The following is a 24,689-nucleotide window of genomic DNA, read 5'->3' as shown; positions in this document are numbered from 1 at the left end:
CAGAGGCTTATAGCCTCAGAGCAAACCACCCGTTAGACGGGTGGTGGTGATTTTGGAGGAGGAATAAGCCATGGCAAAATATGCATTCAATTATGATTCCGGCGAATATGAATATATAGAAAGAGACGGCTTCAGTATAGATCGTGGTGAATACGTTTATAACTGGGATGACAGTGAGTATCGCCGCGAGGAAGAAGAGGAAGAAGAGCGTCGCCGGGAAGAACGAAGAATGTGGAATGAGGATTGATCAGAGTGATGATAAATGAATCATGACATTGAGAAAGCATTGGATAATCTTGAAAAAAGGGCACAGGATATTCAACACTATATGAATATTATGAGCAAAGTAAAGACGGTTAACGTTGCCGATGATCAAGATTTTCAGCGGGAATTTGACTTTTTTTACAAGGTTAGACGAAATACAGAATGGCGGAAAGTATTCTTTGAGATTTTCGAAAGGAAGAAAAAGAAGAATTGTTCCTACAAAGAAATTATAACGGAACTGTACGAAGGAACCGGACAAGTTGAGGCTTCCTTTGCGAGTAAGATGCTGGCATCTATAGATGAGAATATGCCAATTTTCGTGCGTTTTGTTTTTGTCCAGCGACACAACAGTACATCCCTTTTTCCGGTTCGCCCGGAAAGAGGAGAAGATGAACAAACGCTATAAGGAAGAAACTTTAGGACAGAGGATCAGAGCACAGAGGATCAGACTTGGAATGACCCAGGAGGAACTGGCAGAAGCATTATATGTAGAGAAGCCTATAATCTCCTACTACGAGAATGATAAGAAGGAGATGAGAGCCAGCGGTCTGGCAGAGATAGCCAAAGTACTTCAGACTACGTCGAATTATCTGCTGGGTTTTGCAGATAATAATGATGGATTTGCGGACGAAGCGCTTGGTTTGTTGCGAGATGTGAAGGATCAGTCTGTAAGAGAGATTCTTTTGAAGCAGATCATGGCACTGATTTGAAAAAATGTATTGCCTTTGTCCGTACATTGACTTATAATATGGGTAAAAGAAAGGGGCGTGATGATATGGCAGCTAAATCAGCAAATCTTTATGCAAGAATAGAGCCGGATGTTAAAGAACAGGCTGAGGGAATTCTGGCTACTTTGGGGATCCCGGCATCTAATGCTATCAATATGTTTTATAAGCAGATCATTCTAAATAGGGGGCTTCCGTTTGAGGTAAAGATTCCAACTGCGAGACCTGTTGATATTTCGAGAATGAACGTAGAGACTTTGGACATGGAACTTGAGAAAGGATATGCGGATATGCAGGCAGGGCGTACCAAATCTGCAGCTCAGGTTTTTGCGGATATCCGAAGGGATTATAATGTATGAAATATGATGTTACCTTTACGGAGCAGGCTGAGAACGATCTTCGCGGTATCTTTGAGTATATAGCATTTGATCTTCTTTCGCCTGAGAATGCAGCCGGACAGCTTGACCGGATCGAAGAAAAAATTCTTTCCTTGGGAGAGTATCCGGAGAAGTTCCGACAATATGAAAGAGAGCCCTGGAAGAGTCGAAATACACGAGTTGTGCCTGTTGATAATTATGCTATTTTCTATATCCCCGATAAGACAAAGAAATTGGTTACAGTGATTCGGGTTATGTATTCCGGAAGAGATGTAGATAAGCAGCTTGATGAATTTACAAAGTTATAATCATAAATCCTATGAGGCGTATGAGACATTTGGTTTCATACGTCTTTTCTTTTTTACTTTTTTGAGTTGACTACCGGTCAACAGAAGTTGACCGTTTGACGAACGATTTATTCCGTGGCGTTCCGTAGAATGACATATGTAAGCAAGAGGTGACGCAAGCCGGCAAGACATTCTGATATAACGTCGGAGAAAATACTAGAAACAAAAGCATTAAAAATGAATTAGTAAAACTCCAAAACCACAGATGCAGATCCACTCGGACTATGATATAATAAAAACAATTTTTTCACTAAGGAGTGATACTTTGAAGAAAATACCAATAAATTTAATCATGTATAGCGGATAATATTGATGTTACTGTGTTTGGTACGATCAGTGCAGTAATATGCACATACATGATGAACTTAAAGTTCCAGAGATTTTTGTATGCACGGAAAGTTACTATATTAAGTGAGACAGACTTACTAACGGGTCTTTTTAATCGTAATTCCTATGAGCGGAAGCTGAAAGTATATTCTTCAATGTGCAATCAGGTGTTCGCTTGCATTTATGTAGACGTCAATGGACTTCACGAGATTAATAATACAAAGGGACATGTAGCCGGAGATAGAATGCTTCAGTTTGTTGGAAAAACATTACAGAAAGAATTTGGAGATAAAAATTCTTTCCGAATTGGTGGAGACGAATTTGTTGTTTTAGTCATTGACGAAAAAGAAAAAGTGATACAGGCGAAAATTGATCGTGTACAGGCTCTTGTTGAGGAGGAATCTTATCATGTTTCCATTGGATATTCTGTAGGAAATATCTCAGAAACGGACATATCTTTGCTGATAAGCGTGGCAGAAAAACATATGTATGAAGCAAAACAATTGTTTTATAAGCAAAGAGGCGTTGATAGAAGGGCAAGAAAGTAAAAGAGATTAAGCCTGTTTATGGGAGGCATATTTTTCCCGCTGTTCTATGTAGGTGGAGAAGAACGAAATGAGGTGTTTTTAGTAATTAGCTTGTTCTGTGGGATTGGACTTGTTATGGGGCTTACGACCCTTTTAAACACTTTGTTTCCAGCACCTATGACTACAATGCAGATAATTTTAGGCGGCGCAATTATTTTTGCGTGTGCACTGCTTATATTTGTTATTTCTTGTCCTGTAACCGCCTATGTCTATCACAAAAGAGAATATTAAGTAAAATAGCAAATCCAGTCGAGCCAGTCAACGGTAAAATGAACGGGCTGTGCCCGCAGTATGCGAGGAGAACGGCGAAGAGAAGCTGAACCTGCGCATGGTGGACAACCATATTCCGGCAGGCGCGAAGCTGTACTAAGAGAAAAATAATGAATGCGCCAGAAGGCAGATAAGTCTTCTGGCGCATTTTTTAATAAATTGCTCTGTATACAAAAATCAACCACCGGTAGAATGACATTATTCTCCGAATCTGGTATACTTTCAGTAAAAACAGGAGGTATTCGGGATGAAAAAGGCAAAAGTAACGATGAGAAACTGGGAGCCCTATGTATATGACGGAGAGTACAATCTGTCGGGGACTGCGGATGTACATCCACGGCTGGGAAGAAATGTCTATGTAGCCACGACATCCACGTTGGTCAAGGCTTCTCTGGAAGAGGATGTTCTGATCTATGAGACCAGAAATACGGTCTATCACTGCCCGCTGAAATATATGATGGTATCGCCGTATGGGAATGTAGTACAGGAATACCGGGAGGAACTGGCCCGTCTTGATACCTCGGAAAATGCACTGGACCGGATCATTGCCGCGGCGGCAAAAATGTCACTGGGAGAGCCGGAGGATACGGCGGATGAAATGGTGAGAAAGATCCGTGCTCTGCAGGAGACAGGACAGCAGGAGATTGCGCAGATGGAAGAACAGGAGAAGCAGCGCCTGATTGAAATTGCCGGGAAATATGAGGACTGTGTCTACATTGAAGTGTCCAGCGTTCACAGCGGAAGCAAATTGGTATATCATCTCGGGGATGCTGTGGGAATTGTGAATCCGGGAGTTCACATAGGAATGTTTCAGGACAGCGTATTATACATGAAACATGCCACCGAAGAAGATCCCTGCGCATTGGATTTCCGGTATTTTCCGAAGGGATTCGGCAATGTCATGGAGACCTACAGCTGGTCCGATAATATTAAGCAGGCCGTGATCAAAAATCAAAAGGGATACAGCCTGATCTTCAACCATGAAGAAATCGCTCCCGGGGAGACGAAGGTATTTACCCCGGTCACCCATAAGCAGGGACTGTTCAGTCCGGACTGCTATAATGGGAAATCTTTGTTTACAATGGGGGAGGAAGACGGGGAGAAGGAAGACTGAGAGCGCAGAGTATGGTAAAAAATTCCAAAGAAAAGGAAAATGCAAACAATTTTCAAGCAATACAGGTATGCTGCCCGGCCTGCAATGCATTTGCGGATAAAATAGAATGATAAGAAGGAGATGAGAGCCAGCGGTCTGGCAGAGATAGCCAAAGTACTTCAGACTAGGCTGATTGCACTATGATGCGTCGAAGTTATACCACAAGTATAATGACAAACTAATGTTGCTGTGGTATTCTGTTGATAACAAAGAAAGAAAAGCGGATCCGAAGCGATGGGTCTGGGAAAGGAAAAAAGAATGTTCACAGCTATTCGATCAAGTTATTTATATCTGGAAAGTTTGAAAAAATGCAGCACTCGATATGAAAAAGAGTGGGGCTTTAGCTTTGTGTATTCAGATAAGAATAAGCTTGAAGGGAATGCTGTGGTGATGGATGTAGACCTGTCGTAGGGACAGGAGAGGACAACCGGATACATAGATTTTGAACCGCTTATCTTGTGTGGATGCACATGGTAGGCGGTATTTTTTTGCAGATATAAGCCTAATTGGTAAGGCAGTTCTGCGTTATGCTCCGTTAGCTCAATGGTAGAGCACCTGACTTTTAATCAGGTGGTTAGGGGTTCGAGTCCCCCGCGGGGCACTGTCCAATGTAAATATCACAGAAATGAGGTAAGAGAAGCATGGATTTAATTGAAATCAAAGGAAAAATAAATACAGCCATCTGCTATGCAAGAGTAGTAGAGGATGAAGCAATAGAACAAATCAGACGTATGTGTGATTATCCGATGACGGAAGGATCAAGAATAAGAATCATGCCTGATGTTCATTCCGGTAAAGGCTGCACTATTGGAACCACAATGACAATTACTGATAAGGCTGTTCCAAATGTAGTGGGTGTTGATATCGGATGCGGTATGTATACCGTGAACTTAGGCAAGGTTGATATTGATTTTGTAAAGGTTGATGAGGCTGCACATTTTATTCCATCGGGAATGAACGTGTGGGAAGGTCGCCAGGAGAGATTTGATTTGACAGAACTTGCTTGCTACAGAGAACTGAAGGACACAAAGAGATTAGAGCGTTCACTTGGAACCCTTGGTGGTGGTAACCACTTTATAGAGATAGATGAAGCGGGTGATGGAACCAAATATCTTGTGATTCATTCAGGCTCACGTAATCTGGGTAAGCAGGTTGCAGAGCTTTATCAGAAGCTGGCGATTAACCTGGACAGAGGATATGGGGACTATCTTGAGAAACGTGATGAGATTATCAGAACCTATAAGGAGCAGGGACGTAGAAGTGAGATTCAGGATGCGTTAAAACAGCTTCACTGGCAGGTATATGAGTCTGAGACAAGTATGCCTGAAGATCTGTGCTACTTATCAGGAAAATATCTTGAGGACTACCTTCACGATGTTGAAATCTGCCAGGCTTTTGCAAGACGAAGCAGAGAGAAAATGGCTGAGATTATTCTGGAGAGAACCGGGATGGCTGGCAGAGAAGCCTTCCATACAATTCATAATTATATTGATACAGATGAAATGATTTTGAGAAAGGGCGCAATAGCAGCCCATAGTGGAGAGAAAGTGCTGATTCCAATAAATATGAGAGATGGAAGTGTGCTTGCTGTTGGAAAAGGAAATCCGGAGTGGAATTATTCTGCGCCTCACGGAGCAGGACGACTTATGTCCAGAACAAAGGCGAAAACAAATCTTAGCATGGATGAATACAGAGAGACAATGAAGGGTATTTATACCACTTCGATTAATGAAAATACATTGGACGAGGCACCGATGGCATACAAGAGTCTGGAGGACATCATTGATGTGATCCGAGAGTCTGTAGATGTAATCGATGTGATGAAACCTATATACAATTTTAAGGCTTCTGATTAAGGTGGAGGGCATTCTTCCTCCACCTGCAGAAGCAGAAACGGAGGAAGAAATGTTTACTATGCCTACCATCGATATGGTAGCTACCGGAAGGAATATCATGAGACTGAGAGAGGCAGCAGGTTTGACTGTAAGAGACCTGCAGGATATCTTTGGATTTGCGACTCCTCAGGCCATCTACAAGTGGCAGCACGGAACTGCCATGCCTACAATCGATAATCTGGTTGTACTGGCAGCAGTAATGGATGTTCCGATGGATGAGATTATCGTAATCGATGTAAATAGAACAAAGCAGATTAGCGCATGAAAAGTGAATAAACAGGGCTGAGTTGAAATATATTTAGCCCGCATATGCTCGTATAGTTCAATGGATAGAATGATCGGCTACGGTTCAAATCGTCCGGGGAACGATTGCCCTGAACGGACCGAAGCGGAGCGTAGAACCGATTGATTCAGGTTCGAATCCTGATATGAGCATTATGGTCCCCTAGTCTAAAGGTTAGGACATAGCCCTTTCAAGGCTAAAATGCTCGGTTCAAGTCCGGCGGGGATCAGTAAATGGCCCCTTGGTCTAATGGTCAGGACGGCAGCTTCTCAAGCTGCAAATGTCGAGTTCAAGTCTCGCAGGGGTCACGTATGGGTAGGTCGCATAGTGGCAATTGCAGCGGACTGTAAATCCGCCGACTCCAGTCTACGCCAGTTCGAGTCTGGCCCTGCCCACTTATGTTTGCGTGTCCGAGTTAAACTAAAAGTTTAATGCATTTTGTGAATACATCCGATATAATATAAGTCTACCAATAGAGATTGTGATTCGGGATGGAAGAAAATTACGGAGGTACAAAGAGATGGAACCAATGTATTTGTCAATCCAACAAAAGGAGACAGGGAAGCAAATTAAGAAACTGCTCATGGAAAATGGTTATACTGTGAAAGATGTGCAGAATGCTATGGGATTTGAGAATCCGCAGGCAATCTACAAATGGATTTCCGGTAGATCATTGCCGAGCTTAGACAATTTTGTAATCTTAAGCAGATTACTGCATACCAGTATTGAAGATATCCTCGTCGTTGGCGGGGATGTTGTTCGTTTATGGGGAATTATTTAATACCATAGAAAATCTGACTGCGGATTTTCTATGGTATTAAACCGTTGGTACAATGACAAAGCATCTGTCATGCAGTAAGCTAATATCAGAACAAAAAACAAAAGAAAAAGGAGGTCGTAAGGAAATGCAGACAATGACATCAGCATATGCAAATAAAATGCTTAAGAGCCTGGAAGAAGATAAGGCCTTCTGGGTAAACAAAGAGGCAACATCCAGTACCTATGTTGCAGCTATCAATGAGGAACCTGTCGTACCAGAATATGATTATACAGAGGTTGTAGCTACTATTACATCTCTTGATGAGAAAATTGCAATTATCAAGCATGCGCTTAATGTAACCAATTCTAATGAAAAGGTTCAGGTGGGCGATGCAGAAATGAGCATTGATACAATTCTTATAAAGATGGCTCAGCTGAACAAGAGAAAACCAGTGCTTGATCAGATGCGTAAGCAGTTACCAAAAGCCAGAGAGGAGCAGCGCTCTTATATGTCCAGAAATACGGTTCCAGAATATAGGTATATTAACTATGACCTGGAGCTGATTAAGAAGGAGTATGAGGCTGTATCCAAGACCATTATGGAAATGCAGATGGCTCTTGATAAGTACAATCAAACAGTACAGTTTGAAGTAGACATCTAAGAATTTTTCCGTACAAGGCTTTATGAGATTAATGGTGATCCCGGAAGTTTTTGTTCATGGTAAGGGTATGTCTGTTATGGGTTATGTGTTATCGGTTTATGTTCATTGTAGGTTTTAAAATCTGATGCAAGATTTCTTAACAGCGGCCTTGTAGAAAACCTGCAGGAAACTGCGTGTGGAGGTTCGGTTATAAGCACAGGCTGTGGGAGGTCTTCGGATCTTCTGCAGCTTCCTTTATGTTGGAGATGATGAGAATGAAGAATTATTGGAAAATGAGTGATTTTTCGTTATTTGCGGTTCCTTATGCTTATGTAGATCATAGCTCTTATCTGGCGGACCAATTGTTTGTGCAGAATAAGATAACTATGAAATTTAAGGGAGAGATGGTCAAGGATGGTTCGTCGTACTGCATTGTATTCTGTAAGGTGCTAAAGAGGGACGTCGCAAGATTTGAGGAAGCTCTAGAACGACTTAAAGATAAAATGCTCTTACTGGGACATAAAGATTATCCTGACGCCTGCGGTAAAATTGCAAAGATGATTGAAGAAGGCACGAAAGCGAGGATGAGAAAATGAAGCAATATGTAACGCTTGATAAAAGAAGTAAGAAAGCGCAGAGGGAATATTATGCTAAGCAGCGAACAACATGGGGAGAACTGAATCCGGTCACAAGATCAGTTCCGAGTGGAAAGGCTTACAACAGAAAAAAGGAAAAGCAGAGAATCGGTGTTGAATTCAGAAATGGATTTGATGCCGATTTTTTGCGAAGTTTAGTTTTGTTCATACATTTTAGGACTAGCGAAAGCGAATAATCATGAAGAGATATAAGTTTTGAAAGCCAGGGTAGGGGGTATTGAGACTGGTTCAAGCATAATAGTGCAATTTCGAGCAAAAAGCCAAAATATAACTGATATTTTGCTCGAAATAATGTATACTTTGAGCAGGATAGGAAAGAAGGTAAGTGTCAAAACAAAATAAGCTGATGAAAGTTTTGCGGTTTATAATCGCAAAACAAATTGCCTTTAGACAAGAATTGCGGTATACTATTTACAAACGGAGGTGGTCACGATGATTTACAGACCTTTGTATGTAGAGAAGATCATGGCTTATGTGGATACGCCATTTGTAAAAATCCTTACGGGAGTACGTCGCTGCGGAAAATCAACGATCCTGAAAATGATTATGGAGAGATTGAAAGCGCAGCATAACATTCCAAAGGAGCGCATTGTCAGTTGCCGCTATGACTCAATGGAATATGAGGATATGACGGCAAAGCAGATGTACGCACAGCTTAAAGAGCGTCTTTCGCCCGATGGAAAAACCTATCTGTTTCTCGATGAGGTTCAGGAAATCAAGGGCTGGGAAAAGGTCGTCAATTCGCTGGCATCTGACTTTGATGTTGACCTGTATGTGACAGGCTCTAACTCTCGCATGATGTCCTCTGAGATCTCAACCTATCTGACAGGACGGTATATATCTTTCCGTATCTTCACTTTGTCCTTTGGCGAGTACTTGATGTTCAAAAGCCATTATACCGAGGTGGGAGAGCCGAAGACGGAGCTTGTCGACTATGTACGCTTGGGCGGTTTCCCGGCAACGCATTTGCAGGAGTTCTCTCAGGACGAGGTCTACACCATCGTGCGTGATATTTACAACTCCACGATCTTCTCGGATATTGTCAAGCGCAATCAGGTGCGGAAGATCGACCAGTTGGAACGAGTGGTCAAGTATACCTTCAACAATGTGGGCAATACCTTCTCGGCAAAGTCCATTTCGGATTACCTGAAAGCGGAACACCGTGCGTTGGACAATGAAACAGTTTACAGTTATTTGGAGAAGCTGGAGAAGGCGTACCTGCTTCATCGATGCTCCCGCTTTGATTTACAAGGCAAGGAGATCCTGAAAACACAGGAGAAATTCTATCTTGCCGATACCGCCCTGCGGTACAGCGTTCTCGGCTATAACGCTGACAGTGTGGCATCCAGTTTAGAGAATGTCGTGTACTTGGAGCTTTGCCGCAGAGGGTATACCGTCAATGTCGGCAAATCCGGCAGCAGCGAGATCGACTTTGTCGCAGTGCGGCAAAATGAAAAGCTCTATGTGCAGGTGACGCAGGAGCTTCATTCTCTGAAAACGGAAAAACGGGAATACGACCGGTTGTTGGAAATCCACGATAACTACCCCAAATATGTTCTCACAACGGATGAGTTCTCGGGAGGAAACTACGAGGGCATCAAGACGATGCACATAGCGGACTTCCTGTTAAGTCCTGAATACTAAACGACAGAATCGCGAAATGGAAGAGTATCGTAGTCCTTTGGAGACGAAAAGGTGCGATGCACAGTATAAAAGAAGGGAAAATAACGGTATGGGAATGGGAATGACTTTATTTATGGAGGCATTTGTGACAATACATATGTCTGTATTTGTGCTTTTGCCGCTGTCGAAGCTGATCTCTAAGGACAACAGCAGAAAAATCTTCTGGACCTTATTTGGGGTCAGAATCGCAATACTATTATTTTTTGATTTCTTCATTACCACAGGAATCGCAATCGTGGATTTCATGGCGGTGTTCGTGGGAGCATTTATTGTGACACCCATTGCCATGAAAAAGGGTGTATGGAATCAAAAGCTAAGCAAACAGTCTGGGAAGGAAAAGGTGCAGACAGAAGCTGAGACGGTGATCCATGCACCGGCAGCTGACGAAACGGTAACAGGCGGGATAGTGCATGTAGAGGATTTTGATCCAATGTTTGCCATGTCCGAGGAGGACTGTGTCGAAGAGTTTATCAAGCGTGAAATGCAGCGTGCCGGGATCACGGAAGAGCAGAACCTGATCCCGGAGGACATGCTGCGCAGAAAAAATATCCTGAATGTGATTTTTGCAGTCTTGCTGTTCGTTTATATTTCTCTGTTTTTCTTTCATTTTCCCACGAAAACCTATGTCATCGGTTTCCTGATCCTGGCGGTATATGCATTGTGGACCGGCAGTTATGGACTGATGCGATATCTGAAAAAAGAAATCAAATCCAGACCTCAGGAGAAAGTCTCCAATATCGTCATGAATGTGAAGTCATCTCTGGTACCGGATCACAGCAAGAAGTTAAAACGGGCTCTTATGGCGGTGGCTGTGGCAGGCTCGTTGCTGCTGTTTTGTAAGCCCAGGGTCTTCTATGAGCAGGCGGATGACGGATATTATGTGCGATTTTATGCCTATGGTCTGACGAATATGACTACGGCGACCATTCCCGATACCTATCGGGGGGAGAAGGTAGTGGGCCTGCGCGGCAACACCTTTTCCAATATGCCCTTTTTAACAGAAGTAACGCTGCCGGACAGCATTACGGAGATCCGTGGACAGGCATTTAAAAACTGCAAAAAGCTGGAACATGTAACATTGCCGGAGCATCTGACGTATCTGGGCGGGGAGGCTTTTTACCGTTGCAGAAACCTTAAGGAGGTAAATCTTCCGACGGGACTGACGGAGATCCGCGGCAACACCTTTGAAGAATGCAACAGTCTGCAGCGCATAGAGATCCCGGATAACGTGACCAGGATCGGCGGACATGCGTTTTACGGGAATACCAGTCTGGAGGAGGTGGTGATCTCCCCGGACAGCAAGCTGCAGCAGATCGGGTCTTCTGCCTTCCGGTGCTGTGATTCTCTGCGGGAGATCACACTGCCCGGGGGCGTATCTGTCAATGAACGTGCTTTCAAAGAGACACCTGTAAGGATCGATTACTATGAATACTAAATTTATTCATTTGTTATATGTGCCGACCATGGCATGTAACATGCAGTGCCGGTATTGTTATCTGGAGGACCACACCGTAGATACCCTGCGGGGCGGAGATTGCCTGGAGACCCTGCAATATGCTATCGCGAAATTCCGTGAAGCGGATGTGGTGCCATTTAATATTTCCCTGCACGGCGGCGAGGTGACCACTTTGCAGGAGCTGGAATTCCATGACCTGATCCAGTATATCAGCAGTTACTATCAGGACATGCGTGAACTCATCACGGATGCCGGCTTCAGGGTGGGGCATCCCCACATCAAGACGAATCTGTACGGGTTGGACAGACATATCGAGACCATACGGGAGTTCAACGTGTCCATATCGGGCAGCCTGGATCTGCCGCTTTCCCTGCATGAAAAATACAGGGTGACCAAGGGCGGAGAGGGCACACTGGAACGGATACTGGATAATATCAGACTGCTGGAGGAGATTCCTAACAAGAAAAAAGTATCTGCCACGATCTTTAAGGAGCATTTTGAACAGCTGGATCAGATCATTGAAGATATCAGATTCCTGGACCGTAACACGTGCCTGGACATGAATGATTTTAATTTCATGATCGGGTTTGACTACAATTCCTGTGGCCTGCTGCATCACATGAGTGAAGAGGAACAGCTGATCTTTTACCGGCGGATGCACGAGGCTTTTGACGGGACCAATCTGGATGCCGGGGTCAACGGTGCATGGTTCGATGAGTTCGGACCGGAATACTGCATCAACTGCGATAATTGCGGAGAGAAATTTTTCCTGCTGGAGCGTAACGGAGACATCTATTCCTGTGTCAGAGGTCAGAAGAACGAAGGCTTTTACTATGGCAATATCTACCGTGACACGGTGGACACCATTTTGAAAACCGCTGCACGGAAGATCTTCCAAAACCATAACAGACAACCGTTTCCCGAGGAATGTGCGAGGTGCGGTTACCTGTATCTGTGCAAAACGGGCTGCCCTTTTGTGAAAAATGTATATGGATCCGGCAAAAGCTACACCTGCCTGCTGCAACAGCAGATGTACCGGGATCGCGGCTATGCCCCGGATGCTTCTGCTGACGAGACGGCATATGCATATGTGACGAAGATGCGCCTCGAGGAGCCGGAAAAGTATCTGCCTGTCAAGACATCCGCAGAATATCCTGCACTGGAACAGATCATTGCACAAGATGCGAAGTTACAATATATCTATGACAGCGGTGTGTTCGAGCTGGACGTGGATGGAACCAGATATCCGCTGATCTCCCAGATCCTTAGGAAGTCCAGACAGATCCTATATCTGACGCCCATCAGTACGGTAAAGCTGCGTATGAAAAAGCATATGTTGCAGGAAGAATGCGATTATCCGGAGAACAACGCATTGTACCTGATGCTGTTGTCCGGAGATCTCGTGACTTACGGGGATGAAGGGAGAACAAAGCAGCGGCACATTGCCACGCATCAGATTTATAAAGGGGTGCTGGATCATTCCGGGGACAACGAAGAAGAATGGTATGTATACGATATTTCCGGGCTCCTGCGCGAATATGCAAAGGAATATGCCACGGACAGCCCGAACAATCTGCTTGTTACCACCACACAGCTTAGAGACTGCCATTACCGGAAGCAGGAAAATAATGCCTATTACCATATACAGGCCATCAATCTCCCCTTTCAGAACATTGAATTTTATTATCTGACACTGGATCAAAAAAATGATAAGGAGGCTTCCCATGAATTTTGAACCGCAGACCTATGAAGAACTGATCCGCATGAAGCGTTGTGTGGAACTGACAAAATATTATGAGGTAACAGAGGAGGAGCTTTGGGAGATCTATCATTTCCTGGAGCAGGAGCCGGAGGCTTTCATCAAGGGAGGCAGACAGAATCTGTCCCTCGTCATCGGACAGAATACCGCAAAAACCCAGAAGGTGATCATGACAAACTGCACCGACAGCAGCATTGACGGAATCCTGTTGTCACGGACGGAATTCAAAGTGTTCCCTCATTATACGCCATCTTCAGGCTCCGGCAGCAGCGGCGGTTCCTCTTCCAACAATAATAACAATAACAACAATAATAACAACAATAACAGATAGGACGCGAAAGCAATGGCATTCATATCCGAAACACTTCAAATGCGCAGGCTTACAGAAAGCGGCGTCAATATCAAGACTACTTACATCGTCGATGGCACCCTGAGATACCGGTCCACAGACGGAACCTGTCAGGATGATGTGCACAGTGGTATCCGCTGCCGCAAAGAGTATTTCCGACAGGGAAAATTGCTCCATACAGAGAAAATCTTCGATTCCCGCATGGAATATACCTATGTATCCGGAATGGATGAAGAGGCACAGCATACCTGTGAGAACTGCGGCTTTACCGGCAAAGTAAAGGAATTTGTGAACGGCTGTCCCTGCTGTGATGCGGCCTCCAACATTGACTACGCAGACAAGGAGCTGGGCAGCAAGCACCATTATGACCTGGTATTGCAAAGCCCGGTCTACCGGATCATCACAGGAGTGGTAGATTACATCGTATCCTTCCTGCTATGCAGCCTGTGGATCATAAATACCTCCAGGACCTTCAATGGCTATGATGTTGGCAAGATTTTGATCTACAGCACAATCCTGGCTATGATCCTCTATTACTTTTTCTACCTGTGCGATGCTTATGCGGTACTGGGGCCTGTCAGACGCTACAAGGAAAAACAGAACCGTCGGCAGCAGGAATTCTGGACCGCCACCGGCATCGACAAAAAGCGGTTCTATAATAACCTGAACTACGAAGCCGGCAGACGCTACTATTCCCTGCCGGATGTCATTGATTACGACATTATGGACTATACCGGGCTGCAGGAGCATGTGGAGAGCGGCATACTGTGCGTGGATGTGGAGCTGAAGGTCAGATTGGTGTATCTGCGAGGTGGTCGGATCACATCCGTATATCAGAAGGATACCTTCTCCCTCAGTCACAATGACAGAGTCATGACCCTGGACAGTGGGATCCAAGTGATCAAATGCCCCAAATGCGACGCCAATATAGATGTGACCAAAGGCGTGTGTGAATATTGCGGGACCGAGATCGACAGCCTGCAGGAATGGAAGCGGATAAAAAAATAAGATTTGGAAAAAATGTTGTTCACGCTCAAAAAATGCATTATAATTAAAAAATACAAAAATGTTGATGGAGAGTACATTTTTGCATTGTAAAATGTTGATTGCAAACACTAAACGTAATAGAATATGTTGATTTGAGGTGATTTATGCTGAAAAGAAAAGCGACAGATTACATTAAAAACTGGTTAAATACAAAAGACAGAAAATGCCTGGTAGTCCAAGGAGCCAGACAGACCGGGAAGACATACATCATCGAGCGGTTTGCAGAGGAAAATTTTGAGGAGCTGGTTGAAATTAATTTCAAACAGATGCCCTCGGCAATGGAGATTTTTGCCGGAGATCTTACGGTAGACAATATGGTTATGGCTATGCGTTTCCGTTTCCCGGACAAGAAAATTATCCCCGGGAAAACTTTGATTTTTCTGGATGAAATCCAGGAATGTCAGGAAGCAATCACATCACTCAAATTCTGGGCGATCGATAACAGATATGATGTCATTACTTCAGGGTCACTTCTGGGAATTGATTATAAACGAGCATCGTCCTATCCTGTTGGCTATGTTGATTATCTGAGAATGTATGGGATGGATTTCGAGGAATTTCTCTGGGGAATGGGGATTTCCGAAGATATGATAGGGAAGCTTTGTGAATATCTGCGCTCTAAAACGGTAATTCCGGAGGCGATTCATTCGCAAATGATGAATTACTACAGACAGTATGTTGCGACAGGCGGTATGCCTGAAGTAGTACAGAAGTATATAAATACAAAGGATTTCAGAGAAGTTGACAAGGTTCAAAGAAGTCTTTTACAAGGATATCAGTACGATATAGCCCATTATGCAACCGCAGAAGAAAAGGTCAAAGCAGAGAAGTGCTATCTGTCGCTTGCAAAGCAGCTGTTAGATAAGGAAAACCATAAATTTCAATATAAAGAGATTGAGCATGGAGGAAGAGCACAAAAATATTATTCGAGTGTTGAATGGCTGCTTCGGGCAGATATGGTGCAATTATGCAAATTGGTGACAGATGTCAGATTCGATCTGGACGATTATGCAAGAGATGATTTTTTCCGGGCATATACAACCGATCTGTCATTGCTGATGGCGATGAAGGACTTTTCCTTAAAGCAGCATATTGTAGAAAATACTTTGACCGGGAATTCCAAAGGTGGTATCTATGAATGCGCAATAGCAGATGCTCTATATAAGAAGGGATATCAGATCTATTTTTATAAAAATGAGACAGCGAGAAAAGAAATCGATGTTATCATCCAAAAAGACGGAAAAGTCGTTCCGATTGAAGTCAAGAGCGGAAACACTCAGGCAATTTCATTAAAATGGCTTATGAAAAACAATAAAAATATATCTTATGGATATAAATTTGCGGATGGTAACATCGGCGTGAGTGAAGAGGGGATCATTACGTTACCACTATATATGGTTGCGTTTATTTAGAGGAAAAACGGATGGAACATTTTGAACAGATCAATGAAACTTCATACTTGTCGGTACAGAATGCACCGGTATACCGTAAAATTATGAGATGCTTTTACAGGGAATACGAAAAGATGCATTTTCAGCTGTATAAAGAAGATATTTACAGGTTCTTGAAAGAGGATGAAGCATTCGAAGCGTATTCCATGGAGCAGCTGGTTCAGGATCTGGAAGCACTTGTTAAGTGGAAAAATCTTACACCGATACAGGATCCGGGCAAAGTGTACACAATAGCCGATTATAAAAATAAGCAATATCGCTATACCATGTCGGAATATGCTGTGGAGATTGAGCGTCTGACGGTACGTTTGGAAAATTTATTTTTGGAATCGGGAAATCTATCGACCAACTTTTTTGTCCGTCTGGAGAGAAGTCTGGATGAGACGGAGAACATGGAGAATGCAGAGCTTCGCACGGTGAACGAATGGTGGCAGACGCTGCAGGAGGATTTTAAACGACTCAACCAGAATTATCAGGATTATCTGCGGGACTTTTACTCCGGGAAAACGGAAAAACTGATGAAATCCGTGGAATTCATGGTTCATAAGGACAAATTTATCAAATACCTGAATGAATTCGTGCAGGAATTGCAGCGGCACTCCAAACGGATGGAACAGCTGCTGGAAAAGAATACGGAGCGCATGGAGAATACGATTCTAGAGCGGGTTGTGGCGAGTGAACTGGATATTCCCCATGCACTGTTGGAAATACATGGCAACGCAGAACCGAGCATCCGGGAAAATGTATACGGAAAATGGTATTCCCTGAAAAACTGGTTCGTGGACGGACAGGGACAGGAATGCGAAGCTAAAAAAGTATTGAAGATCACCAGTGATATTATACGCAATATTATTCAAAATGCAGCCCTGATCGTACAGGTTCAGAACTGGGGCATCAGCCGAAAGGATGATTATAAAAAATTTCTGGAATTATTCTTGAAATGTGAGGATCTGGAGGAAGCCCATAAATTGTCGGCGCATGTCTTCGGAGTGCAGCAGATCGAGCATTATAAGACTAATATTCCGAGAGACGAGGATGGAATTAGTAACAGTGTTTATCAGGAAGAGCCGGCAATGTTTTTGCTGAAGCCTCACACGAGAGGGTATCGTGAGAGAAAAGACAGAACAGGTTTTGCCGATAAATCGTTGGAAAAAATGGCACAGCGGGAAAGCTACCTGCGACAGGCGCAGAAGCAGAAGGAAGTGGTACTCCGGTATATCAGGGAGCAGAAGATCCGGTTTGCGGAGATTGGCGAAGTGGTTTCCGAAGACACACGGGCCATTTTCCTCCAGTGGATCGCACAGGCCAATATGAGCTCGGAGAAGATGGGGCGGACGGAATACGGACAGGAGTATCAACTGAGGAAACAGGAAGGCAGCTGTGTACTGAAATGCGAAGACGGCGATCTGAAAATGCCGGATTATACATTGGAGTTTAAATAAATATGAATGAAATCAGAACCTTAATGGAAAAATTCTGGATCTGCCGGGACAGTGACAAGGAGACTTTCTATAAAGTAAAACGCGACATTCCGAACTTTCAACGTTTTATCAGAGAACAACTGGGATGGAAGCTGATACATACAGAGAAGCTGTTAAAACTGGAGAAGAGACCGGCGCATGCAGAAGCATTTATGGGAATCAGCGAATTTACGGACATTCGGGACTACTGCATACTATGTGTGGTGTTGATGTATCTGGAGGATGCCGAGGAGGGCAGGCAGTTTTTGCTGTCGGAACTGATCGACTATGTGGAGACACAACTGAAAAATTACATGCCGGTAGACTGGACTTCTTTTACACAGAGAAAATCACTGGTCCGGGTATTGCAGTATATGGAACGGCTGCAGATGCTCAGGGTGTATGAAGGAAAAAGTGAATCCTTCAGCCAGGAAGCCGGGCAGGAAGTACTATATGAAAATACAGGCTATTCGAAATATTTTACCAGCAGCTTTACTATGGATATTTCCGGATATGAATCCTGGAAGGATTTTGAAAAGACAGATTTTGAGGAATTTGAGGAAAACAGAGGATCACGGCGTATTAACCGGGTATACAGGCAGCTGGCAGTCTGTCCGGCGCTTTACTGGGACAGTACAGAGGATGCGGATGCACTATACTTGAAAAATCAGAGACAATGGGTCGGCAGATATTTGCGGGAAAATCTGGGGGGTAATCTGGATATCTATCGTAATGCGGCATTTCTTACACTGGATGCAGATGACTGCTATGGAAACGTGCACCCGAGAGATGCCCAGATCTCGGAAAGCGTCCTGATCGTATGTGCAGAGATACAGAGGCAGTTGGCAGAGGGACAATTGGAATTACAGGAGGATGAATGTATTGCAATGACAAAGCAGGCGTTTTTCCGGATCATCACAAACTGCAGAAACAAGTGGAAGAATGCATGGAGCAAGGAATATTGCGAAATGGACGAGGACAGGCTTGTGGAAACCATTTTAAAGTATATGACGGACTGGATGATGGTACGCAGCAAGGAGGAACGGATCACTGTATTGCCTGCGGTGGGCAGGCTGGCAGGACAGTATCCTTCCGATTACAAAGGAGACGGAGAACAATGAGCGAACGTTGGAAAATGAACCGGATCGGGTTTGTGAATTTCTGGTTATATGACGAAGAGGACTTTGAATTCGAGGATGGGAAACTGCTTCTGCGCGGACAGAACGGCTCCGGAAAATCCATCACGACACAGAGCTTTATTCCGTTTGTACTGGACGGAGACCGTACTCCCAGCCGACTGGATCCGTTTGGTTCCAGTGACCGCCGGATGGAATATTATTTTCTGGGAGAAGAGGGCAAGGAGGAGTCTACCGGTTATCTGTTCCTGGAATTTTGGAAAGAGGACTCCGGAGAGTACCGCACCATTGGAATCGGACAAAAGGCAAAACGCGGAAAACCGATGGATTTCTGGGGCTTTGTGATCCTGGACGGGCGCAGAGTGGGATATGATCTGTGGCTGTATAAGGAAGTGGGATCCAACAAAATTCCCCGGGATAAGCGTGAGATGAAGGCGGAACTGGGCGAAGATAATTTTTTCACAGATAGCCCGTCGGAATACAAGAAGCATGTCAACCAGTATATTTTCGGTTTCCGTAAGGAAGAACAGTATGAACAATTCATCAAACTGTTAGTGAAGGTACGTGCGCCCAAGCTTTCCAAAGAGTTTAAACCCACCAAGGTATATGATATCCTGAATGATTCCCTCCAGACTTTGACGGATGAGGATCTGCGCCCTATGGTAGATGCGATGGAAAAAATGGATGAGATCCAGGACAGTCTGGAGATGCTTAACCGTGCCTTCGATGATGTGAAGATCATCCGCAATGAATATACCCGTTACAACCAGTATATGCTGGCAAAAAAGGCTCTGGGCTACCTGAACAAGAAGCAGGAAGTGGAGAGAGAACAGGGAATACTGGAGGGGAAGGAACAGCTGCAGCGTGAGGCACAGGAAGAGCAGAGCCGGGCAGCACAGGATACTGAGAGACTTACGGCAGAGAAAAAGCTGAAAGAAACGGAACGCAATGCGCTTCTGGATCCGGAACTCGAGGATGCAGACCGCAAGCTGGAGAAATTCAAGGCAGAGTATCAAGAGGCTGCGGATGGAGAACGCCGCTGGGAGAAAAAGATCGAGGATGGCAGGGAGCGGATCCGGGACGAAGAGATGACTCTGAAAAAACTGGAGGAACAGATGGAACTCCGCCGGGATACCTTGAAGGAAAAGCAGGAAGAGCTGGAGGAACAACAGGAAATCCTGCAATGGGAACATCATGAGAAGGCGAAAGAGAAAATCTGTCTGGAAGAATACGAAGAAGGAGATGAGATTGCAGAGCATCTGCAAATATGGAAAAACCAGCTGACAGCAGGAAGAACAGCTCTCGGACAATATGAGCTGATCTTAGGACAGTACGAGGAAGCCGCCAGTCTTCTGGAAGAGACGAAGAAGAAAAAAGCGGAGGCAGAACAACGGCTGGAGATGGCAGAAGAACAGGTGTCGGACAGAATCGATGCATGGATCACGGAAGTCTTTCACAGAGCAGAAACAGCCGCGGAATGGCATCCGGAACGTGAGGTTCTCCTACAGGCGGAACAGAAAGCAAGACAATACGAGACCGTAGCGGATGGCGTGGAGATACAGAGGAACTTCCTCGCAGATTATGAAAGACAGCGTCAGCGGCTTACAGACGAAAAGAATGAGAAGCAGTATCAGAGGGAGATGCAGGAGGAAATCCTGAAAGAAGTCAGGGAACAGCTGAAGAAAGTGCAGGAGCAGCAGGAACTGGAGCCGGAACGGGATGAGGCCGTCGAAACATCCAGGGCATCCCTGGCGCAGGCGGGAATCACAGCCATTCCGTTTTACAGAACGGTAGAGTTCGCAAAGGAGCTGGATGAGGCAGCCTGTGCAAGGCTAGAGGCACAATTACAGATGTCCGGAATGCTGGATGCCCTGGTGGTGACGAGGGAAGATTTTGCGAAAATAAGAGCGGAGCATCCGGAATTTCTGGATGCGGTTCTGCAGACAGACGGACAGGGCAACAGCCGCTTTTCCGGATTGACAGTAAGTGATGATCTGCCGCAGGAACTGAGGATTCCGGTATTGGAAATCCTCAGTAACATTTATGAAGAAGAAGGAAAGACACAGGGAATCTGTTTCGGTGCAGACGGCAGCTTCCGGCAGGGAATCTTAGCCGGTAAAGCACACAAGCAGGCAGCAGAATATGTAGGATATCTCGCAAGAAAACGGAGAAAAGAACAAAAAATCCGGGAACTGCAGGAACAGATAGAAAGCATCAGCAAAACCATAGCAGAATGGGATGCTGAAATTACGCAATTACAGGAACGGATGGACAGATTACAAGCGGAATATCAGGAGATCCCTGATTTTTCGGAGATTCAGATCGCATTGTCGGAGAAAAGAGAACTGGAACGTATTCTGGAGACGTTGGAGAATGAATATCTGAAACAGCAGGCTCAGGAGCATAGGCTTTCCGAACAAAAGAACCGGCAATATCAGGAAGTATTGAAGCTTTGTAAAATGCTACCCTATGAAAGAACGACAGAGGCTTATGAGGAAGCCTGCGGCGCAGCGGAAGAATACGGAAGAATATGGCAAAGTATAAGACGTGAACTACTCCATATGCAGACGGAGCAGATCAGTTGTCTGGATAAAAAAGGACGGATAGACCAATACAACGATGATCTGGAGGAAGCCTTTACAGAAAAAAGAGCTTACAGTACCCGTGCAAAGGCCTGCGAGATTCAGATCCGTCAGCTGGAAGAGTATCTGAGGAGTCCGGAACTGCTGGAAAAGGCAAACCGGCTGAAACAGGTGAAGGATGAACTGGAACAGATCAGTAAAAAAATAAATGATTTGGAAAAAGAGATGGCGAAACGTGAAGGAATGTTGCAGGGCTTGCTGAAAGACCTTCCGGAACAAAAAGCAAAACTGCAGGGATTGATTATGGAGGAAACGGCACTCAGAAGCTATTTTGAAGAGGAACTGGATCTGAGACTGATTTTGAACCGGGAAGGCCGCACGGTCTGTGAATGTGCCGAAGAGGCAGTGAAATTAGTAAGTGACAGTGATAAGAACAGAGAGTCTGTTGATATGCTTCAGTCCTTGCATGATAAATATCATAAACATAATGGAAGCCTTGCAAGCTATGGAACGTCCATAGAAGAGTGCTTTGGTGATACAGAAATTGTGGGAGCTATACGTAAGCGATATCGTATCCTCTCTGTCTGGAATGGCAAGAAAGTATATCTGGAGGAATTTTACAATATCCTGAAGACCGCTATCGAAGAGACAGAGCTGCTGATACAGAAAAAGGACCGGGAGCTTTTCGAAGATATCCTGTCCCAGACGATCAGCCAGCAGCTTACGGACCGCATAGCAGAGAGCAGAAAATGGGCAAAAGACATGTCGAAGCTCATGCAGGAGATCGATACCTCTATGGGCCTTCGTTTTTCCCTGGAATGGAAGCCCTGCAAAGCCGACAATGACAAAGAACTGGATACAGCGGATCTGGAGCAGATCCTTCTACGCGACAGAGAATTGCTTACCCTGGATGATATTGAAAAAGTAGCAGGTCATTTCCGCAGCAAGATCCGTGCAGAAAAGGCAAAGCTGGAAGAGACGGGCACGATCATTAATTACATGGAGCTGGTAAGAGATGCTCTGGATTACCGGAAATGGTTTGAATTCCAGATGTTTTACCGGTGCGGGGATGAGACAAAAAAGCCACTGACCAATGCTGCATTTAACCGGTTCAGTGGAGGTGAAAAAGCAATGGCAATGTATGTGCCGCTGTTCGGAGCAGTAAACGCACAGTATAAAAAGGCGGATAATAAAGATCACCCCCGGATCATTGCACTGGATGAGGCATTTGCCGGTGTCGATGACAAGAATATCAAAAGTATGTTTGAACTGGTCCATAAGCTGGATTTTGATTATATCATGAATTCCCAGGCTCTGTGGGGATGCTTTGAGACGGTCAAAGGTATTCGGATCGCGGAACTGCACCGCCCGGAGAACTCCCAGGTGGTATCGGTGATCCGGTATACATGGAACGGACATGAGAGGATTCTGGATGAACAATAATGAAGCATGTGCGGCATATTTTAAGGGAAATCCGGCATACCGGAGGTGCTTTTTAGAATTTGAAAAGAAATGGAATTCTTATGGAAGAGCCAAAGGAATCATTACACTGAAGCATACTTCCGAAGAAGAACGGAGAGCCATCGGCGGGATACTCGGAAAGACGTTTTATGAAGATGCCATACGTTTTCCTTTTGCGGAATTTGAAAAAGGACTGCAATCCACAAAATTTGCGTCTGTAAATTTCGAAGAGGTTCTGGAAGCATATTTTGGCAGAAAAATGATAACCACGCAGAAGATGCGGATGGAGGAAGAGCGTAGCAGGGCGGAATTATTTGAAACGGTGGAAGGCTGTCTGGCAGAGGATGCCGGTCCGGATTCAGTTGTTGTCTCCTGGCTGCGGGAAATGTATTCCAAAAAAAAGTTTGGCTATCAGACAGTAATCAGAGAATACGGAAAAGACAGAGAACGGACGGAAAAACTGTTGAAAACCGTAGGAAGAGCACTTATTCTGCTGGAAGATATTCGAGAGACGCAAGAGGAATATCCTCTGGCAGTGTTTTCCGCGGAGATATCCGGCAATCCCCACTATTTTGATCAGGGAACGACTGCCGGGCAATTATTAGTCCATGGAATGTGCTATGCTGCGTGGACAGATTATCCGGAAAATGCCCATCGGTGGAGAGAATTACTACTATCCAACGGTATTGTGCCGGATAATATTTCCTCTATCGTGCATATCTATGGATTGCGATTACAGATTGGCGGTGACTGGCACCCGGCGTACGATGCCTTTTGCAGGCGGCAGGAGCCCTGTGCGGTTACCATGGAAAATCTGCAGGAACTGACAGCGGTACAACCGACAGGAGACAAGGTTTACATTGTGGAAAATGAGATGGTGTTCAGCTACCTGCTGAAGCATCTGGAACAAAAGAATGTGACATTGCTATGCACTTCAGGACAGCTGCGGAGTGCCGCAGTGAAGCTGATTCCCTTTCTACTGGATAGTGGGGCAGAAATCTACTATAGCGGAGACATCGATCCGGATGGAATCCGGATCGCCGACAGACTCTGGAGAAAATACGGTGACCGGATCCATGTGTGGAGAATGTCGGGCGGTGATTATGAGAGAAGTCTTTCAGAAGAAGTGATTGGAAATATTTCAATGAAAAAGCTGGAGACCGTTGCGAATCCGATTCTTCGTGAGACGGCAGGAGAGGTAAGGAAGAAGAAAAAGGCAGGGTATCAGGAGAATATATTAACAGATCTGCTGGAAGACATGGATAGAAAGTAAGCGTCAAACTAGAAGCAGGCATCGTATTTTAACGGGAAAGAGAATGCACCCGGCGAGATGAAGGTAAAAGATCATAAAATGTGATAAAACACAAAAATATGGCTCATGAAATGTGAAAAAATGCAAAAAGATGGCTCATGAAATGTGAAAAACGGCATTGAATGGCTGGTCGACACCAGAGTTATTACGGAATGCAATTGCCTGATTTTCCCGGAATTACCGTTGAAGGGAAACATTGATGAGAGCAAATATAAATTATATTATCCGGATACCGAACTATTGATATCTACACTGGAAGAATGATCAAAGCATATCTGAAAAGCCTGGATTAATGAAAAGGAGCGTGAAACATGAAAATATGGTTAGATGATCTCCGCCCCGCACCGTGGGGATATGAGAGCGCCAGATCCGTGAATGAAGCCAAGACACTGATCCGGGAGGCGGAGAGAAACGGCATCGAGATCGAAGTGCTGGATCTCGACCATGACCTGGGAGATTTTGCAAATCAGGGAGGCGATGCTATCAAACTGCTGGACTGGCTGGTGGAGCGGGAGACCTTTTACCCCGTGGAGATACATACCGCGAATCCAGTGGGCAGAGCGAATATGGAGAGCGTGCTGGCGAGGTACTGGGGAGAGGAGTATTGGTAGAAAACACAATACTCGAAAAAGACAAAACAAAATAGCCGAAAAACATAAAATGAAACAGCCGAAAAATACAAAACAAAACAGCCGAAAAATACAAAATA

General features: G+C 44.7%; 26 protein-coding genes, 5 tRNA genes and 1 pseudogene. All 32 read left to right on the top strand.

What is annotated here, in order from left to right; genetic code table 11:
- Positions 1–70 precede the first annotated feature (70 nt).
- The 32 genes and pseudogenes from ACTRDR_RS00755 to ACTRDR_RS00600 all read left to right on the top strand — a co-directional run bounded on the left by ACTRDR_RS00755 (position 71) and on the right by ACTRDR_RS00600 (position 24,591).
- Positions 71–247, top strand: coding sequence for a hypothetical protein (locus tag ACTRDR_RS00755; protein ID WP_014081093.1), 177 nt, complete (start codon positions 71–73; stop codon positions 245–247).
- A gap of 15 nt (positions 248–262) precedes the next feature.
- Positions 263–670, top strand: coding sequence for a hypothetical protein (locus ACTRDR_RS00750; RefSeq protein WP_440525790.1), 408 nt, complete (start codon positions 263–265; stop codon positions 668–670).
- A complete protein-coding gene (locus ACTRDR_RS00745) occupies positions 654–974 on the top strand; it encodes a helix-turn-helix domain-containing protein (protein ID WP_440525789.1) in 321 nt (106 codons plus the stop codon). The genes ACTRDR_RS00750 and ACTRDR_RS00745 overlap by 17 nt, the downstream gene beginning before the upstream one ends.
- A gap of 65 nt (positions 975–1,039) precedes the next feature.
- Positions 1,040–1,348 carry a type II toxin-antitoxin system RelB/DinJ family antitoxin gene (locus ACTRDR_RS00740; protein ID WP_118537499.1) on the top strand — a complete coding sequence of 103 codons (309 nt, stop codon included), beginning with the start codon at positions 1,040–1,042 and terminating at the stop codon, positions 1,346–1,348.
- A complete protein-coding gene (locus tag ACTRDR_RS00735; protein WP_118537498.1) occupies positions 1,345–1,674 on the top strand; it encodes a type II toxin-antitoxin system RelE/ParE family toxin in 330 nt (109 codons plus the stop codon). Before ACTRDR_RS00740 ends, ACTRDR_RS00735 begins: the two co-directional genes overlap by 4 nt.
- Before the next feature lie 395 nt (positions 1,675–2,069).
- Positions 2,070–2,588 carry a GGDEF domain-containing protein gene (locus tag ACTRDR_RS00730; protein WP_440525788.1) on the top strand — a complete coding sequence of 173 codons (519 nt, stop codon included), beginning with the start codon at positions 2,070–2,072 and terminating at the stop codon, positions 2,586–2,588.
- 18 nt (positions 2,589–2,606) lie between these two features.
- Positions 2,607–2,858, top strand: coding sequence for a hypothetical protein (locus ACTRDR_RS00725; RefSeq protein WP_440525787.1), 252 nt, complete (start codon positions 2,607–2,609; stop codon positions 2,856–2,858).
- Positions 2,859–2,913: 55 nt separating this feature from the next.
- Positions 2,914–2,997 (top strand): annotated as a pseudogene (locus ACTRDR_RS00720) (methionine--tRNA ligase subunit beta); the annotation flags it as partial.
- 147 nt (positions 2,998–3,144) lie between these two features.
- Positions 3,145–4,011 carry a hypothetical protein gene (locus ACTRDR_RS00715; protein ID WP_440525786.1) on the top strand — a complete coding sequence of 289 codons (867 nt, stop codon included), beginning with the start codon at positions 3,145–3,147 and terminating at the stop codon, positions 4,009–4,011.
- A 568-nt stretch (positions 4,012–4,579) separates the two neighbouring features.
- Positions 4,580–4,651 (top strand) — tRNA-Lys (locus tag ACTRDR_RS00710).
- Between the two features lie 40 nt (positions 4,652–4,691).
- On the top strand, positions 4,692–5,906 hold the full coding sequence (locus ACTRDR_RS00705; protein ID WP_440525785.1) for an RtcB family protein: 1,215 nt from the start codon (positions 4,692–4,694) through the stop codon (positions 5,904–5,906).
- A gap of 49 nt (positions 5,907–5,955) precedes the next feature.
- Positions 5,956–6,210: a helix-turn-helix domain-containing protein gene (locus ACTRDR_RS00700; RefSeq protein WP_440525784.1), complete on the top strand. Its 255-nt coding sequence runs from the start codon at positions 5,956–5,958 to the stop codon at positions 6,208–6,210.
- A 46-nt stretch (positions 6,211–6,256) separates the two neighbouring features.
- Positions 6,257–6,380: transfer RNA gene (locus ACTRDR_RS00695), tRNA-OTHER, on the top strand.
- Positions 6,381–6,384: 4 nt separating this feature from the next.
- Positions 6,385–6,457: transfer RNA gene (locus ACTRDR_RS00690), tRNA-Glu, on the top strand.
- A gap of 6 nt (positions 6,458–6,463) precedes the next feature.
- Positions 6,464–6,536, top strand: a tRNA-Glu gene (locus tag ACTRDR_RS00685).
- A 5-nt stretch (positions 6,537–6,541) separates the two neighbouring features.
- Positions 6,542–6,623: transfer RNA gene (locus ACTRDR_RS00680), tRNA-Tyr, on the top strand.
- Positions 6,624–6,748: 125 nt separating this feature from the next.
- Entirely contained in the window at positions 6,749–7,009 is a 261-nt protein-coding gene (locus ACTRDR_RS00675; RefSeq protein ID WP_440525783.1) for a helix-turn-helix domain-containing protein, read from the top strand.
- 124 nt (positions 7,010–7,133) lie between these two features.
- Positions 7,134–7,649 carry a hypothetical protein gene (locus ACTRDR_RS00670; protein WP_440525782.1) on the top strand — a complete coding sequence of 172 codons (516 nt, stop codon included), beginning with the start codon at positions 7,134–7,136 and terminating at the stop codon, positions 7,647–7,649.
- Positions 7,650–7,903: 254 nt separating this feature from the next.
- The gene (locus ACTRDR_RS00665) at positions 7,904–8,224 is read left to right on the top strand and encodes a hypothetical protein (RefSeq protein WP_349211200.1); all 321 of its coding nucleotides are present in this window, start codon (positions 7,904–7,906) and stop codon (positions 8,222–8,224) included.
- Positions 8,221–8,460 (top strand): hypothetical protein, encoded by a 240-nt coding sequence (locus ACTRDR_RS00660; RefSeq protein WP_022152774.1) that lies wholly within the window; start codon positions 8,221–8,223, stop codon positions 8,458–8,460. Before ACTRDR_RS00665 ends, ACTRDR_RS00660 begins: the two co-directional genes overlap by 4 nt.
- Before the next feature lie 256 nt (positions 8,461–8,716).
- Positions 8,717–9,928, top strand: a complete 1,212-nt coding sequence (locus ACTRDR_RS00655; RefSeq protein WP_440525781.1) for an ATP-binding protein — start codon at positions 8,717–8,719, stop codon at positions 9,926–9,928.
- A gap of 16 nt (positions 9,929–9,944) precedes the next feature.
- Positions 9,945–11,402 (top strand): leucine-rich repeat domain-containing protein, encoded by a 1,458-nt coding sequence (locus tag ACTRDR_RS00650; protein ID WP_440525780.1) that lies wholly within the window; start codon positions 9,945–9,947, stop codon positions 11,400–11,402.
- Positions 11,392–13,158 (top strand): radical SAM protein, encoded by a 1,767-nt coding sequence (locus ACTRDR_RS00645; protein ID WP_440525779.1) that lies wholly within the window; start codon positions 11,392–11,394, stop codon positions 13,156–13,158. Before ACTRDR_RS00650 ends, ACTRDR_RS00645 begins: the two co-directional genes overlap by 11 nt.
- The gene (locus ACTRDR_RS00640) at positions 13,148–13,513 is read left to right on the top strand and encodes a hypothetical protein (protein ID WP_440525778.1); all 366 of its coding nucleotides are present in this window, start codon (positions 13,148–13,150) and stop codon (positions 13,511–13,513) included. Before ACTRDR_RS00645 ends, ACTRDR_RS00640 begins: the two co-directional genes overlap by 11 nt.
- A gap of 12 nt (positions 13,514–13,525) precedes the next feature.
- Positions 13,526–14,539: a hypothetical protein gene (locus ACTRDR_RS00635; protein ID WP_440525777.1), complete on the top strand. Its 1,014-nt coding sequence runs from the start codon at positions 13,526–13,528 to the stop codon at positions 14,537–14,539.
- A 143-nt stretch (positions 14,540–14,682) separates the two neighbouring features.
- Positions 14,683–15,990 (top strand): ATP-binding protein, encoded by a 1,308-nt coding sequence (locus ACTRDR_RS00630; protein WP_440525776.1) that lies wholly within the window; start codon positions 14,683–14,685, stop codon positions 15,988–15,990.
- A gap of 11 nt (positions 15,991–16,001) precedes the next feature.
- Complete coding sequence (locus ACTRDR_RS00625; protein WP_440525775.1) at positions 16,002–17,471, top strand: TIGR02677 family protein; 1,470 nt, start codon at positions 16,002–16,004, stop codon at positions 17,469–17,471.
- A gap of 2 nt (positions 17,472–17,473) precedes the next feature.
- On the top strand, positions 17,474–18,610 hold the full coding sequence (locus tag ACTRDR_RS00620; protein ID WP_440525774.1) for a TIGR02678 family protein: 1,137 nt from the start codon (positions 17,474–17,476) through the stop codon (positions 18,608–18,610).
- Positions 18,607–22,650, top strand: a complete 4,044-nt coding sequence (locus ACTRDR_RS00615; protein WP_440525773.1) for a TIGR02680 family protein — start codon at positions 18,607–18,609, stop codon at positions 22,648–22,650. The genes ACTRDR_RS00620 and ACTRDR_RS00615 overlap by 4 nt, the downstream gene beginning before the upstream one ends.
- Positions 22,640–23,941 (top strand): TIGR02679 family protein, encoded by a 1,302-nt coding sequence (locus ACTRDR_RS00610; RefSeq protein ID WP_440525772.1) that lies wholly within the window; start codon positions 22,640–22,642, stop codon positions 23,939–23,941. The genes ACTRDR_RS00615 and ACTRDR_RS00610 overlap by 11 nt, the downstream gene beginning before the upstream one ends.
- 144 nt (positions 23,942–24,085) lie before the next feature.
- Positions 24,086–24,244: a hypothetical protein gene (locus tag ACTRDR_RS00605; RefSeq protein ID WP_349211207.1), complete on the top strand. Its 159-nt coding sequence runs from the start codon at positions 24,086–24,088 to the stop codon at positions 24,242–24,244.
- A gap of 47 nt (positions 24,245–24,291) precedes the next feature.
- Positions 24,292–24,591: a cyclic-phosphate processing receiver domain-containing protein gene (locus tag ACTRDR_RS00600; RefSeq protein ID WP_022152768.1), complete on the top strand. Its 300-nt coding sequence runs from the start codon at positions 24,292–24,294 to the stop codon at positions 24,589–24,591.
- Positions 24,592–24,689: the final 98 nt, after the last annotated feature.

The organism is Simiaoa sp., from assembly GCF_051972595.1.
Taxonomy (GTDB): domain Bacteria; phylum Bacillota; class Clostridia; order Lachnospirales; family Lachnospiraceae; genus Acetatifactor; species Acetatifactor hominis.
Note: the sequence above shows the minus strand (reverse complement) of the source record. Positions and strands in the feature narration are given on the sequence as shown.

Coding starts and splice junctions, on each gene's coding strand:
- ACTRDR_RS00755 (WP_014081093.1), top strand. CDS start 71: ATGGCAAAATATGCATTCAATTATGATTCCGGCGAATATGAATATATA.
- ACTRDR_RS00750 (WP_440525790.1), top strand. CDS start 263: ATGAATCATGACATTGAGAAAGCATTGGATAATCTTGAAAAAAGGGCA.
- ACTRDR_RS00745 (WP_440525789.1), top strand. CDS start 654: ATGAACAAACGCTATAAGGAAGAAACTTTAGGACAGAGGATCAGAGCA.
- ACTRDR_RS00740 (WP_118537499.1), top strand. CDS start 1,040: ATGGCAGCTAAATCAGCAAATCTTTATGCAAGAATAGAGCCGGATGTT.
- ACTRDR_RS00735 (WP_118537498.1), top strand. CDS start 1,345: ATGAAATATGATGTTACCTTTACGGAGCAGGCTGAGAACGATCTTCGC.
- ACTRDR_RS00730 (WP_440525788.1), top strand. CDS start 2,070: ATGATGAACTTAAAGTTCCAGAGATTTTTGTATGCACGGAAAGTTACT.
- ACTRDR_RS00725 (WP_440525787.1), top strand. CDS start 2,607: ATGGGAGGCATATTTTTCCCGCTGTTCTATGTAGGTGGAGAAGAACGA.
- ACTRDR_RS00715 (WP_440525786.1), top strand. CDS start 3,145: ATGAAAAAGGCAAAAGTAACGATGAGAAACTGGGAGCCCTATGTATAT.
- ACTRDR_RS00705 (WP_440525785.1), top strand. CDS start 4,692: ATGGATTTAATTGAAATCAAAGGAAAAATAAATACAGCCATCTGCTAT.
- ACTRDR_RS00700 (WP_440525784.1), top strand. CDS start 5,956: ATGTTTACTATGCCTACCATCGATATGGTAGCTACCGGAAGGAATATC.
- ACTRDR_RS00675 (WP_440525783.1), top strand. CDS start 6,749: ATGGAACCAATGTATTTGTCAATCCAACAAAAGGAGACAGGGAAGCAA.
- ACTRDR_RS00670 (WP_440525782.1), top strand. CDS start 7,134: ATGCAGACAATGACATCAGCATATGCAAATAAAATGCTTAAGAGCCTG.
- ACTRDR_RS00665 (WP_349211200.1), top strand. CDS start 7,904: ATGAAGAATTATTGGAAAATGAGTGATTTTTCGTTATTTGCGGTTCCT.
- ACTRDR_RS00660 (WP_022152774.1), top strand. CDS start 8,221: ATGAAGCAATATGTAACGCTTGATAAAAGAAGTAAGAAAGCGCAGAGG.
- ACTRDR_RS00655 (WP_440525781.1), top strand. CDS start 8,717: ATGATTTACAGACCTTTGTATGTAGAGAAGATCATGGCTTATGTGGAT.
- ACTRDR_RS00650 (WP_440525780.1), top strand. CDS start 9,945: ATGGAAGAGTATCGTAGTCCTTTGGAGACGAAAAGGTGCGATGCACAG.
- ACTRDR_RS00645 (WP_440525779.1), top strand. CDS start 11,392: ATGAATACTAAATTTATTCATTTGTTATATGTGCCGACCATGGCATGT.
- ACTRDR_RS00640 (WP_440525778.1), top strand. CDS start 13,148: ATGAATTTTGAACCGCAGACCTATGAAGAACTGATCCGCATGAAGCGT.
- ACTRDR_RS00635 (WP_440525777.1), top strand. CDS start 13,526: ATGGCATTCATATCCGAAACACTTCAAATGCGCAGGCTTACAGAAAGC.
- ACTRDR_RS00630 (WP_440525776.1), top strand. CDS start 14,683: ATGCTGAAAAGAAAAGCGACAGATTACATTAAAAACTGGTTAAATACA.
- ACTRDR_RS00625 (WP_440525775.1), top strand. CDS start 16,002: ATGGAACATTTTGAACAGATCAATGAAACTTCATACTTGTCGGTACAG.
- ACTRDR_RS00620 (WP_440525774.1), top strand. CDS start 17,474: ATGAATGAAATCAGAACCTTAATGGAAAAATTCTGGATCTGCCGGGAC.
- ACTRDR_RS00615 (WP_440525773.1), top strand. CDS start 18,607: ATGAGCGAACGTTGGAAAATGAACCGGATCGGGTTTGTGAATTTCTGG.
- ACTRDR_RS00610 (WP_440525772.1), top strand. CDS start 22,640: ATGAACAATAATGAAGCATGTGCGGCATATTTTAAGGGAAATCCGGCA.
- ACTRDR_RS00600 (WP_022152768.1), top strand. CDS start 24,292: ATGAAAATATGGTTAGATGATCTCCGCCCCGCACCGTGGGGATATGAG.